At 43.8% G+C, this 13,652-nt stretch carries 11 protein-coding genes; 9 read left to right on the plus strand and 2 right to left on the minus strand.

The genetic code is table 11. The features are described 5' to 3' along the window. Positions 1 to 308 precede the first annotated feature (308 nt). Positions 309 to 1,874 (minus strand): arylsulfatase, encoded by a 1,566-nt coding sequence (locus tag L4C54_RS10240; protein WP_428808097.1) that lies wholly within the window; start codon positions 1,872 to 1,874, stop codon positions 309 to 311. Positions 1,875 to 2,196: 322 nt separating this feature from the next. Between L4C54_RS10240 and L4C54_RS10245 the strand changes: the two genes are divergently transcribed. The 7 genes from L4C54_RS10245 (at position 2,197) to L4C54_RS10275 (ending at position 9,931) form a co-directional block, all read left to right on the plus strand. Then, positions 2,197 to 3,201: an AAA family ATPase gene (locus L4C54_RS10245; RefSeq protein ID WP_428808098.1), complete on the plus strand. Its 1,005-nt coding sequence runs from the start codon at positions 2,197 to 2,199 to the stop codon at positions 3,199 to 3,201. Positions 3,202 to 3,231: 30 nt separating this feature from the next. After that, complete coding sequence (locus L4C54_RS10250) at positions 3,232 to 4,197, plus strand: DUF58 domain-containing protein (RefSeq protein WP_428808099.1); 966 nt, start codon at positions 3,232 to 3,234, stop codon at positions 4,195 to 4,197. Continuing rightward, positions 4,197 to 4,715, plus strand: a complete 519-nt coding sequence (locus L4C54_RS10255; protein WP_428808100.1) for a DUF4381 domain-containing protein — start codon at positions 4,197 to 4,199, stop codon at positions 4,713 to 4,715. Before L4C54_RS10250 ends, L4C54_RS10255 begins: the two co-directional genes overlap by 1 nt. After that, entirely contained in the window at positions 4,712 to 5,755 is a 1,044-nt protein-coding gene (locus L4C54_RS10260; protein ID WP_428808101.1) for a vWA domain-containing protein, read from the plus strand. The genes L4C54_RS10255 and L4C54_RS10260 overlap by 4 nt, the downstream gene beginning before the upstream one ends. After that, entirely contained in the window at positions 5,748 to 7,463 is a 1,716-nt protein-coding gene (locus L4C54_RS10265; RefSeq protein WP_428808102.1) for a vWA domain-containing protein, read from the plus strand. Before L4C54_RS10260 ends, L4C54_RS10265 begins: the two co-directional genes overlap by 8 nt. Positions 7,464 to 7,482: 19 nt before the next feature. Next, positions 7,483 to 8,868 carry a BatD family protein gene (locus tag L4C54_RS10270; RefSeq protein ID WP_428808103.1) on the plus strand — a complete coding sequence of 462 codons (1,386 nt, stop codon included), beginning with the start codon at positions 7,483 to 7,485 and terminating at the stop codon, positions 8,866 to 8,868. A 151-nt stretch (positions 8,869 to 9,019) separates the two neighbouring features. Further along, complete coding sequence (locus L4C54_RS10275; RefSeq protein ID WP_428808104.1) at positions 9,020 to 9,931, plus strand: LysR family transcriptional regulator; 912 nt, start codon at positions 9,020 to 9,022, stop codon at positions 9,929 to 9,931. Positions 9,932 to 10,014: 83 nt separating this feature from the next. Here L4C54_RS10275 and L4C54_RS10280 read toward each other — a convergent pair whose 3' ends face one another. Beyond that, positions 10,015 to 10,797 carry a formylglycine-generating enzyme family protein gene (locus tag L4C54_RS10280; RefSeq protein WP_428808105.1) on the minus strand — a complete coding sequence of 261 codons (783 nt, stop codon included), beginning with the start codon at positions 10,795 to 10,797 and terminating at the stop codon, positions 10,015 to 10,017. 142 nt (positions 10,798 to 10,939) lie between these two features. Between L4C54_RS10280 and L4C54_RS10285 the strand changes: the two genes are divergently transcribed. Continuing rightward, on the plus strand, positions 10,940 to 12,277 hold the full coding sequence (locus L4C54_RS10285) for an anaerobic sulfatase maturase (RefSeq protein ID WP_428808106.1): 1,338 nt from the start codon (positions 10,940 to 10,942) through the stop codon (positions 12,275 to 12,277). 23 nt (positions 12,278 to 12,300) lie between these two features. Next, positions 12,301 to 13,341: a tetratricopeptide repeat protein gene (locus tag L4C54_RS10290; protein ID WP_428808107.1), complete on the plus strand. Its 1,041-nt coding sequence runs from the start codon at positions 12,301 to 12,303 to the stop codon at positions 13,339 to 13,341. The last annotated feature ends 311 nt before the right edge of the window (positions 13,342 to 13,652 follow it).

The following is a 13,652-nucleotide window of genomic DNA, read 5'->3' on the forward strand; positions in this document are numbered from 1 at the left end:
AAAAGAGCATAGGAAGTATAGGTGTTTAAAAATTATTTAACGTCTTGATAGCAGACCTTTCTGGGGTTGTTTGGTTTAGGGCTATTTAGGCCGAGTCATCACTTGTGCCTAGTATTCGTGGAAGGCCGCTGCCTTATATAGTATGTCATTCTAAGTGTGCAATTATTCCACACTTTAAAGGCTCGTTCAATAATTAGGCACATAATCAAACTTACGGTTTCTGATGCCTTTCTAACCAATTGCAAAAAGCCGAGAGCATCACTGCTCTCGGCTTTTCTGTGTCACTTATTGAATTAAATCAATAGTGCTTACTGCATCACTTTATTGTGAACTTGCTCAAGCTGTTGCATCTTACCTTGAAGCATTAGTACGTCTTGGTTGAAGTTACCAGGGTTCAATACTTGGCTACGTTGAATTGGGTAGTCAGGTAGTGTTGATAGGAAAGATTGAACTTCACCAGCGACTGGTACGAATAGCCACATGTTGTCTGCCATCCAACGAATGTACATACCAGATTCGTGTGGTGCTTTTTCAAATGGGTCTGCACGTAGGTGTACGATTGACGGCCAGTTAGTTTGGAAACGAACACCATCAGAGATGTTACCTTCCATGTGTGCGAACTGAACTTTGAAGTCACCAGTACGTACAGCATCTAGCTCAGCATTTGCAGAGAAGTACAGTAGGCCTTTACGAGGACCTTCTTCAACTTTACCTTCAAAGAACGGTAGGAAGTTGTAGCCATCTAGGTGAACACGCCAGTTCTTACCGTTGTAGCGAGCGCCTTTTTCTGACTTAAGTTTCTCGACCACTTTGTCATCGCCGGCTGCTGCAAGAAGCGTTGGGATCCAGTCTTTGTGGCTCATCATGTCGTTGATTTTAGTGCCTGGGTCGATAGTACCTGGCCAGCGAACAAGTTGAGGTACGCGGAAACCGCCTTCCCATGTTGTGCCTTTCTCACCGTGGAAGAACGTTGCACCGCCATCAGGCCATGTTGCTGTTTCAGCGCCGTTATCCGTTGAGTAGATAACGATGGTGTTGTCTGCGATACCAAGGTCGTCAAGTTTATCAAGTAGGATACCTACGTGATCATCGTGCTCCATCATGCCGTCAGCGTAGATAGAAACGCCAGATACGCCTTGGTATTTCTCTTGTAGACGAGTCCAAACGTGCATACGAGTAGTGTTGTGCCAGATGAAGAATGGTTTGTCTGCTTTAACAGCACGCTCCATGAAGTCTAAAGAGCTTTCTAGGAACTCTTCATCAGCGGTTTCCATACGCTTACGCGTCATTGGGCCAGTATCTTCAATCTTGCCATCAGCCGTTGACTTAATTACGCCACGAGGGCCGAAGTTCTTACGGAACTCTGGGTCTTTAGGGTAGTAGTACGTCTCTGGCTCTTCTTCTGCGTTCAAGTGGTAAAGGTTACCAAAGAACTCATCAAAACCGTGCGCCGTTGGAAGGTGCTTATCTTGGTCGCCCATGTGGTTTTTACCAAACTGAGCCGTCATGTAGCCTTGGTCTTTTAGTAAATCAGCGATCGTTGGAGCCCAGTCTGGGATACCGTGGTCAGAACCCGGCATACCGATGGTTAAAAGACCGGTACGGAAAGGTTCTTGACCTGTTAAGAATGCAGCGCGACCCGCAGTACAAGATTGTTGACCATAGTGGTCAGTAAAGATTGCACCTTCGTTTGCAATACGATCGATGTTAGGCGTTTCGTAGCCCATCATGCCGTGGTTGTATGCGCCAATATTGAAAATACCAATATCGTCACCCCAGATAGCAAGGATATTCGGTTTGTCAGCTGCAACAGCTGCGCCAGCGGTAGCGATTGCGCCAACACCAACAGCTACTTTACTTAAAAGGTTAGCCATAAAGACTCCAATAGTAATCGGTTAAAAGAGTGGTTCAGCAAATGTAAGAGTGGATCGTGCTTACTTGCTGATGGCGCTTAACTTAATTGTGAACGGAGGGGTTGTCGCTTTATAGTGACTATAACTAATGGTTATAAAATCCGTTGGGCGTGCTTTGTAGCCGAGTCTACGTTTTAATCGCTGAGTTTCTTGATCTAAGTCATATAAGGTAAAGGTCGAATATAAATGAAGTTGAAATCCTGTTCCGGATAGACGCTATAACTAATAGTTATGTTGCTTATGGTTAGAATGCAGAGAAATACCTCAGAGGAAGATCAACAGTATGAGTCATGCATTCGAATCCATTACAAAACTAATTGATAACGTTGAGTCTAATGTTATTGGTCAGAGCCACGTTGTACGATCGCTGGTGGTTGGGTTATTGACCAATGGTCACGTATTACTTGAAGGCTTACCGGGAACCGCTAAAACTCGCTCCGTGAAATCACTCGCTGACACATTGGCGACCAGTTTTGGCCGAATTCAATTTACTCCCGATCTTCTTCCCTCAGACGTGACAGGCACAGAAGTGTACCAAGAGTTAAATGGCAAGCCTCAACTCAATTTCCAGCCGGGTCCAATTTTTAATAGCATCGTGTTAGCGGATGAGATAAATCGAGCGCCCGCTAAAGTGCAGGCTGCACTACTTGAAGCCATGGCGGAAGGTACGATTACTGTCGGCGATAAAACCCATCAACTGCCTGAACTGTTTATGGTACTGGCGACCCAAAATCCAATAGAGCAAGAGGGGACATACCCACTACCAGAAGCTCAGATGGATCGTTTTATCATGAAGGTAAGCGTCGATTACCCAGAAGATGAAGCCGAAAGGGACATTATTCGCTTAGTTCGTAACGAAGAGCAGGGATGTACTCATACGAAATCAGAGAACGATCGCGGTATGGAAAGTAAAGCTCCCGTCACGATTGAACCTGATGCTGTGTTAGCGGCAAGGCGTGAACTCACCAACATTAATGTTTCAGAGTTAAGCGAAAACTACATCGTGGCGCTTGTTATGGCAACTCGAAAGCCAATCCGCTATCAAGAATCAAGCCTAGCTAAGTGGATTGAAGTGGGCGCAAGTCCCCGTGCTTCTATCGCGCTAGATAAATGTGCTAGAGCGCAGGCTTGGTTAGAAGGGCGAGACCATGTACTGCCGGATGATATTAGAGCCGTCGCACCTATGGTATTAGGCCATCGTTTTAGCCTCTCGTATGACGCATTGGCTGATGGCGTGACACATTTAGATGTGGTGAATGAGCTATTAGACCACGTTGCTATTGGGTAGTTATTCGCTAGGTACTAGCTAGGAGAGTATATGGTGAAGCCAACTTCAATTCCGCGTGTCTCTGATCATGACCCCCGAATTTATTGTGATTATGCGCAGCTCGTTCGTCTGCAAAAGCATGTCGATTCATTTCAATTTTTGCCAAGACTGAAAGCAAATAGCGCGCTTTCTGGTCGTCACCACTCTCATTTTCGAGGGCGTGGCTTGAACTTTGAAGAGCTTAAACATTATCAGCACGGTGACGACATACGTAACCTTGATTGGAAGGTAACGATGAGAACCGGTAAACCTCATGTAAGAAGCTATACCGAAGAAAAAGATCGCAACGTCGTTATTTGTGTTGATCAGCGCAGTAGGATGTTCTTCTCTTCAGTCGAGATAATGAAATCGGTTGTTGCTGCGGAAGTTGCTGCATTAACTGCTTGGCGAGCATTGAAAGAGGGTGACAGAGTCGGCTTTTTATTGGCGGACTCTCAGTCTATATCGGTGACAAAACCAAAGCGTTCTCAAAATGATCTGCTGGCTTTTCTAAAGCGCATTTCTAGTAAAAATCAATCACTGTCGGTTGATTCTACGGACGCTGAGAACGTCTCTTTCACTCATGTGATCGACCAACTAACACGTCAGAAAATGACCAACTCAACCATTGTTATGATCAGTGATTTTTCAGATGCGACCAGTGCTGACATCGAGCGTTTAAAATACCTTCAACGGCATAATGATGTATTGGCGATTATGGTGACAGACCCTTTGGAAGAAAACGTGCCAGAGTGGATAGCCAAAAATCACTGGGTTGTGGGCGATGGGGCTTTGCAGTTTAATCTTAATGACAAACACAAATTAGCCGCCGTAAATCAATCGCTTGCTGAACATTCAATAGCTAAACAGCAGCAACTAAAAAAAATGATGGCAGTAAACCACTTACCGTTTATCGAGCTAACCACCCGTGGTGAGCATCTACGTATGTATAAGGCTGCTGTTGGGGGGATTAAATAATGCAACATAGCCCTCCGAGTACTTACATCTTACGTAATCTATTTGATGTGGAAGTTCCTAGTCGCATCAGTTGGTATCCGCAAACCATTGGCTGGAAAGTTCTCGCATTAATGATGTTCATCTTCCTGTGCTTCTGGTTGTATCGAAAAGTCCGTTTTTGGTGGGACAATCGATATAGAGCTGAAGCTATAACGGCGATTTCTAAGCTCGATTTTTTAGACCCTCAATACCCAAGTCAGCTATTTAAGATTATGAAAACGGTGGCAATTCATATCTATCCCAAGTCTTCAAGTCAGTTTGGCGAGGACTTTCTCGCTACGTTAGATGCGCATGCTGAAAATAAAGTATTTGTTCACTCTTATGTTGCTCAGCAGTGGCTTGAAAGTGCTGTGAACCCTAATTCTGAACTGAGTCAGGAAGATCGATTGGAGCTGAAAAAGTTATGCGAAGACTGGCTTAATCACCATAAAGCGAAATCACTGGTAGAGATGGTCCACGCAAAAAAGGGGACCCTATGAGTCAGTTTGCTTTTGAGTTAAGCCATCCGTGGTGGTTAATTATATTGCCACTTCCTCTCATTATCTATCGATTGGTCCCAGCCTATCGTACTCGTCAACAGGCAACGAAAGTGCCGTTTTTTGATGTACTGATTAAAGCGTTAGATGAAGCGCCGACGCAAGGTGCGAGCCAATTAAAACCTGCATGGTGGCAAAAGGTCATTCTTGTTTTTGGCTGGGTTTTAATGGTTTTAGCGTTAACAAAGCCAATGGTTTTAGGTGAACCTCAAGTGCGTGAAAACCTAGGGCGAGATGTCATGGTCGTGGTTGATCTTTCTGGTTCCATGTCAGAGCGCGACTTTATCTCTCTATCAGGTGAAAACATATCTCGCCTTGATGCGGCGAAACAAGTTCTCGGTGATTTTATTACTACACGTAAGGGGGACCGTGTGGGGCTGATACTGTTTGGTGACGCTGCTTTTGTACAAACTCCTTTTACAACTGATCATCAAGTTTGGTTAACCTTACTTGATCAAACAGAAGTGGCTATGGCGGGGCAAAGTACGCACTTAGGTGATGCTATTGGGCTTGCGATTAAAGTGTTTGATGAGACGGTCACAAATACCAATGCAGAGTTACTTCATGAACGTGAAAAAGTAGCGATAGTATTAACTGATGGTAACGACACAGGTAGCTTCGTAGAACCGATTGATGCTGCAAAAGTTGCGGCAGCTAAAGGCGTTCGAATTCATATGATAGCCATGGGAGACCCTCGAACCGTTGGTGAACAGGCACTTGATCTAGAGACCATCAACCATGTTGCAAGTGAGTCAGGTGGTAAAGCATTTGAAGCGTTGAACCGAGATGCCTTAGAAGAAGCCTATCAAAGCATTAGCGAATTAGAACCCCAGTTGTATGAGAGTACAACCTATTGGCCAAAGCAGAGTGTTCATCACTACTTGGTGGCGATGTTGGTATCCATCTATTTATTGGCGTTCAGTGTCGCGACGGTTAGAACAAGAGTTAGTGCTCAACGTGAAGGAGAGAAGAGAGATGTTTGATCTTTTATTTGGCTCTACGCTAGTTCAAAACTTATCGCTTATGATTCAACAATTTCACTTTATCCGCCCGCTTTGGTTATTACTCTTCATTCCAATGTTGCTGCTTATCTATTTGCGTTGGCAACAAGACTCGCAACAAGTGTGGCAGTCCATTCTTCCTGCACACCTTAGAGCGGTATTAACAATTGGTGAAAGAGGCTGGAAAAAGCAGCTACCACTTAAGTTACTGACATTATGTATCGCTTTATCAATTGTTGTTTGCGCTGGACCTAGTTGGCAAAAAGAGCCATCACCCTTTGGAGAAGACAAAGCTTCATTACTTGTAGTCTTAGACAATAGCCAATCCATGCTAGAGACGGATCTCGCCCCAAGCCGTATTGAGCGATCAAAGCAGAAAATCCAAGATTTGATGACATTGCGCGCTGGTGGTGGAACGGGTTTGATTGCCTATGCTGGCAGTGCACACTTGGCGATGCCCATTACCCAAGATAACCAAGTGTTTGCTCCATTTTTGGCGGCGATCGATCCGGACATTATGCCTATCTCCGGTAAACACGCAGAAAAAGCATTACCACTGATTGAGCAGCAATTAAAAGGCGATGTTGGAAGCAGCGTGCTTTTGATCAGTGATGGTGTTACGCCTCAATCAATCGATGCCTATGCTCAGTTTTTTAGTGAAAATCCTTATCAGCTGATTATTTTGGCTGCAGGTAACCCTAACGTCGAGAGCCGTAGCCCCGCTGATTTCACTTCACTTCGTTCGTTAGCTAGAGCGACTCAAGGTCAACTTATTGAAGTGTCGGTTGATACCCGAGATATTCAAGCGATAGAGCGGGCTATTGAACGTAACATGCAGCTCAATGGCGACTCATCGATGCCATGGCAGGACATGGGATATTGGCTCTTGATCCCGATAGCGACACTGATGCTGCTTTGGTTTAGAAAGGGCTGGCTCGTTCAGTGGTGTTTGATCGCCATGATTAGTTGGCCGGCAATGATGCCCAATGTCGCTCATGCTAGTCCCGATAAAACGGACCAGCCCGTCACCGTGGTTGAGAAAACATCGCTAGATAAACTGAATCAATGGTGGATGGATTTATGGTTCACCCCAGATCAACAAGGGCAGCGGTTATTTGATCAGCAGCGTTATTTAGAAGCGGCAAAAGCATTTGACGACCTAGAACGGAAAGGCGTTGCTTACTACTATGCACGTGAATATCGCCTTGCACACAGTGTCTTTATTCAGATGGACAGTGATCTCGGCACTTATTACGCCGCGACCTCTTTAGCACGCCAGCGGGAATATCTAGCAGCGAGAAACCTACTAAAGAACATGTTTGAAAGCAGAGTGTTATCGACCACGCTGACTAAAAAAGTCATCAATAATCTGGATGTACTAAATGGATTAATTGATGAAATAAACCGGTTAAGTGAAAGCCAAATGAACACGACGGAAGGTCCTGAAGAGTCATTTGAGCTTGGTGATAACCCTCAAACCGGAGATGGCGCTGAAGAGCAAGTGACGGAAGAGTACTTAATGCGAGAGTCACTTAACGCCAACGAAATTCTTGGCAGTGAAGAGTTGGCGAATATGTGGCTTCAAAGAGTAGAAGCTGATCCCAAGTTCTTTTTGCAGGCTAAGTTCCACATTCAATTACAAGCACCTACTTCAAGCATGCAGCACAACGTGGGGCAAAATGATGATTAGAGTGACTGATAGAGTGAAAATGAGAACCCACATTGTTTTTTTCTTTTTAATGGTTACGTTTGGGGCTTTAGCGGCTACAAAAAGCTATGCGCAAAGTAATAACCATCAGGGTCTGCATCAGCTGCTTGAGTCTGGCGATGTAACCCTTTCAGCGTGGATAGGAAAGCAGGGCGAATCAAAAACCTTCAGTGTTAGTGAGCAGGTAATTTTAACCGTTGAGCTTGGCACACCTCGCTGGTTTACCGCAGGCACTCGAATTGGAAGAATAGAGATTCCCAATGTGATCGCCATGCAGCGAAATTCATTTGCGATGAACTTTACTGAACGTAAAAATGGGCAGACTTGGTCTAAGCAGCGCTGGGAAATTACCCTCTATCCCTTAGCGAGTGGGCATATTGTGGTCCCTCCAACTTCTGTAAAGGTTCAAGTTAGTGGGCCGAATGGCGACAATGTCTCCGGTGTTTTATATACACCAGTACTTGAATTCAATACACATCTACCAAGTGGGCAGTTAACTCAAGAATCACAATGGGTCGCAGCCAGTGAACTGAGCATTGAGCAAAGTTGGGACCTCTCTTCAGATACCCTGAAAGTGGGCGATAGTATTACGCGTAGTGTGGCGGTTAAGGGCAAAGATACGTTATCGATTCTGTTACCTGAAATACTCAATGGTTATGGAACAGCGCCTCATCAACGATATACCCAACCCAATAGTTTGGATGATACCCAAACAAGAGGACAGTACTGGTCTCATCGAGCAGAGCAAGAGACCTTAGTGCTGCAACAAGGTGGGGAGCTTTCCCTGCCAAGCTTTCAGGTTGTATGGTGGAATACACAAACAGAGCAACTTGAAGAGATCACGATTGAAGGGCAAACTTTCAAAGTGAGTCATACATTCAGCTCGTTTATTCAACATTATTGGTGGAAAGCCATGCTGTTGATAGGAAGTAGCGCGATAGTGATCGTAATGCTATTGACTGTTAAACGCTATTACCAATCGAAACCGTTGCCATTATGGTATCGTTTTATTCTAGCTCTTAGGAGAGAAGACCGAGGAGAGTTGAGAAGGTTGATTTATTTAAAACTGCGCTTGAAATCAACCCTCAAACTGCTGAGCCAATATCGTTTTAGTAGAGAATACGATAACGGTGAAAACTGTGCTGAACAAACGAAATGGAACGCAAACATCCACGACGTTCAGCGGGAAGAAGCTCCACTATCTCTGTTTCGATGGGTTTGGAATGAACTCAGTACTTTAAATGTTCGTAGCTTATTAACCACAATTAAGAGTCGAATTCAAACTGGCATCGTCCCAGCAGCTCTACCCCAATTAAATAGAGGGTTAAGTGAAAAATTGAGTGTTAGTGAAAGTAGTGAGGCTAGAAAGAGGAGAACTGGAAAGTAGTGTAGTGAACCTAAGCTCAGGTTACTTATGCATGAGAGTCGAGCTAATCGATGCTAGGCTCTCATAGGTAGCACAAAACGCTCGTATTGTTTTTGTGACTTGATTATTATGCAATTATCTTGAGTTACCCGTGATGACTAAGCCGCTGTCCATGAAAAATACTGAGCTCAACCTTATTCCTATCTTTGTTGCTATATATGAAGAAAAGAGCCTTTCTAAAGCAGCTTCTCGTCTAGAGATAAGCCAACCTGCGGTGAGTAAAGCGCTTGCTCGCCTTAGAGATGTCTACGATGATTCACTGTTTCATCGAGCCTCCAATGGCGTACAGCCGACAAGTTTTGCTTCTGATATTTACCCAGCAATGGCCGTCGCACTTAAAAACTTTCAGTCGACCTTAACCTCATCAAGAGATTTTGACCCTAAGGTAGCCAACCGTGTTTACTCTATTGCGTGTATCTCAATGGCTGCGTACTCGCTGATCCCTAGGACGTTTAAAAATATACGTGAAATTGCACCAAACGTAACATTTGAAGTGCATCCGTTATTTACGGAAGATTATGAAGCCGATCTTCGATTGGAGCGCTATGACCTAATCCTTGATATGGAACCATCGGGGCGAACGGTGCTAAAACATGAAACGATTCTTGCTGATGAATTGATGGTGTGCTGCAGAGAAGATCACCCAAGAGTGGGGGATAGTATTACTTTGGAGCAGTATTTAGAAGAAGAGCATGTGGTGATGTCACGTTGGCATAATCGACGCTATTTACTGAGTGATCATGAGCATCCAGTAATGGAAAAGCGCAAGGTCGTCTATAGTGCTCCAGGGGTCATGGAAGTGTTCCCAGTGATCTTGAGCAGTGATTGTATAGCGCTAGCACCGGCGAGCACAGTTCGACAGTTTAAAGATAAATATCCAATTAAGGCACTCTCGATGCCTTTGGATCTACTTAAGAGTTCAATTTGTTCATTCTGGCACCCTAGTAAAACCAATGATGCGAGCCATAAATGGCTAAGAGATCAGTTTAAACGTGCTGGTAAGCAGATAATGGAGTCGAAATAAGACGATTAGCTATTTGAAATTAAAAATAGAAAGCCAGCATTTAACCGTGCTGGCTTTTTACGTTACTTCTGACTGTTTTCTAATTACTTAGCATCTTTGGCTAGCCTTAGCCCCATATCAGACATAATGATTGATTGAGATGCAAAGTCTCGACGGTAGTTTTCAGATTGATCCGCAGAATAAGAAAAACTTCCACCACGAACTGACTTATGCGCTAAATGAACAGGGGTGTCTTTAGCGTTGTTTGGATTATCTGTTGGCCCGTAGCGATAAAATGTATCGTCAAAGGCGTCGATAACAAACTCACCGACATTCCCCGTCATATCATAAAGCCCAAGCTCATTGGGAAGCTTTTGTCCTACAGGGTGCGCTTGGTTATTTGCATTACCCGCATACCAAGCGACATCATCGATATTGTCTGAACCTGCATAGATAAAGTCCTGACTGTAGTTACCGCCTTTCGCAGCAAACTCCCATTCCGCTTCGGTTGGTAAGCGGTAATTCTCGCCTGTCATCTCATTAAGCTGATCAATAAAGTAGTTGGCCTGTTGCCAGCTTAAATTGTTAACGGGAATTTGAGGGTTTTGAAAGAAGCTATAAGAAGATCCCATGACGCTTTCAAATAACTCTTGAGTGACTTCAAATTTAGAAATTTGGAAGCTTCTAACAGTCACTTCGCGAGCAGGCTGTTCTGATTTATGTGCTTCTTCAGCGTCAGATCCGCGAACATATTGGCCGCCTTCGACTAGTACCATGTCTTGATCAATCAGTTGAGCGATAGGGTGAGGTGGTTGCACCGCACATCCACTCATAAGCAGCGTCAATGAAACAGCGCCAGCCAAATACGTACCTTTAAATATGCTCATTTTGAATCCCATAAGCCGATTGTATTGAACCGATAAGCTATCATTTTTTAACTTTCCAAATGGTTATAATGGGTATAACAAGCCATATCCATCATTGAGAATTATGATTGCCTCGTCAAATTGAAATAACGGGTATCGAACAATGCATATTACTCAAGGTCCACAGTACAACGGTAAAGCTTCTAAACGAATGCACATCATGGCTAAACCCATTGGTGCAGTATGTAACATTGATTGCACTTACTGCTATTACCTAAGTAAACAGGATTTATTGGAGTACAAAAAAGGTTGTTCGCCACAAATGGATGACGTGATGTTAGAGAACTACATCCGCCAATACATTGAAGCACAAAATACCCCTGAGATTATCTTCTCTTGGCAAGGTGGTGAACCAACCATGCTTGGCCTTGAGTACTTTAAAAAAATTGTCGAGTTCCAAAAAAAGTATCAGCCAGAAGGCGTGATCATCTCTAACGACTTACAGACCAACGGCACGTTACTTAATGATAAGTGGTGTGAGTTTCTGGGTAATAACAATTTCTTGATTGGTTTGAGCATTGATGGGCCAGAGATGCTGCACAACGCTTATCGAACTAATCGAGCAGGCAAGGGCACGTTCAAGCAAGTAATGGCCGCTGTCGAATTGCTGCATAAGCATAAAGTGACGTTTGCAACGTTAACCTGTGTGAATAACTTAACCAGCCAAAACGCCCTAGAGGTGTATCGCTTCCTAAGAGACGAAGTGAAATCTCCTCAAATGCAGTTCATTCCCATTGTGGAACAAAAAACCTTTCGTGATACCGCTCCTCAAACTTGGCACGCCGATGATCAGCCTAAACAGGGCGATAAGCGTTTAATTCCGGGCGGTAAAAATTCCGTCGTTGAGCCTTGGTGTGTTTCTGATCAAGCGTGGGGTAATTTCTTAATCTCTATTTTTGATGAGTGGGCAAGCAAAGACATTGGAAAGGTGTTTGTTCAATACTTTGAAGCAAGCTTAGAGACATGGATGGGGCGTCGGAATCCGCTTTGCACGTTAAGTGATTTATGCGGAAAAGGTTTAGCCATGGAGCCAAATGGTGATGTCTATACCTGCGATCATTACGTTTATCCTGAATACAAAATTGGCAATATTCACCACCAAAAGCTCGATGATATGGCTTATGGTCCAAAACAGCAGCAATTTGGTTACGCTAAGACACGTTCATTAACGACTCAGTGCCAAACGTGTGACTACCAATTTGCCTGTCATGGTGAGTGCCCTAAGAATCGATTTATTCGCACTAAGTCTGGAGAAGCAGGGCTGAACTACCTATGTGCGGGTTGGCATAAGTTCTTCTCTCATGTCGATAAATCACTTGCCTATATCCTTCGTGCTACCAAACACCCTGTCGCGCACGGCAAGTTTAGTGATGCGATACTGCGAGAAAAAATGAAGCAAGGCATTCACTATCAATCTAATCAGCCTCAGAACTATCGCTAAAACCAATCTCTAAGGAAAATCAGATGAATAAAACGATGATATTGGCATTGTCGACACTGCTTGCCGTACCTACAGCAATCGCCAGTTCTGTTGATATGAATATTCAAGGCTCGAGTGATAATCAATCTGCACAATCAGTAAGCTCAGATCCTATTGCTCAGTTAGCTTATCAGGCACAAGATGTCCGCTTAAGTGATGAACAGCGTGCAGCCGCATTACGAGCACTTGGCTCACAAGCAACTCAAAATGGGCTGGTGGCTGTTGCAAGAGGGTTGAAAGATGCAAGCCCAATAATTCGAGAGGCTGCTATTATTGGGGCTGATCCTTACCCATTGGAGTATCGCTGGCGTTTGGTTTCTCCACTACTTGTTGATGATGTGGCTCAGGTTAGAATTACTGCAGCAGCAGGTTTACTAAAAGAGTTGGATAATCTAGACAGCTTAGGTCAGGTAGAAAGTCAGGATAAACAACACCTGCTAGATGCAGCTAATGAGTTGATTACGCATTTGAAGAGCCAGCCGGATGACGCTTCAAACTTACTACTCGCGGATGTCTATCGTTGGACTCAGCAATATGATTTAGCCAAAGAGAAATATCTACAGTCTAAAAAGACGATGCCAGATAACCCTCAAATTTGGTTAAGTTTAGCGGATAACTATCGCGCACAAGGATTCGATCAGCTAGCGGTCGAAACCTTGAGCCAAGCCATCAATGTGTTACCGACTAATGCGAATTTGCACTTTGCTAAATCACTTGCACTTGTGAGGCTGGAACAAAAATCACAAGCGGCGAAAGAGAGTCATTTGGCTGCGACGATTGCAGAAAGCAATAGCTACTATTGGTACATAAACGGTGTTTTACAAGAAGAGTTAGATTTAGCATATTCAACTAAATCTTTTGAGCAAGCATATATGCTATCAGGAGCACCTGAGCATCTTTATGCAGTGTGCGATATCTATGCACGCCATGGTAATGACAAAGCAGATGAATGTATCAGCGAACTAGCTCAGGTAGCGCCAGATGAAGTCATACAGCAGCTGAAAGATAAACGGATTACATATTAAATAATTATCAAACTTAGAATAATATATCGAACCAGAGCCCGCCAGCTCTGGTTTTTTTTGGCTTAAACTTAGTCATGTCGGATATAAATCTACTAAAAATTTATCTATTACGCATGCTTAGTCAAACTCGACTGATAGCTCGCCAAATTATGTAAAAATCTCGTTTATGAAGTAGGGTGACTATGTTCACAAATTGACATCATCATGGAGAAGAATGTGAGTTTAGGTTAGATTAATTGCGGCTGGAATGTTAAATTCTTGGGTGATTTCTAGCATAAGATGCTGAATAAATGTATCTGGTTAGAGTTTTT

The organism is Vibrio lamellibrachiae (assembly GCF_050337265.1).
GTDB lineage: Bacteria > Pseudomonadota > Gammaproteobacteria > Enterobacterales > Vibrionaceae > Vibrio > Vibrio kyushuensis.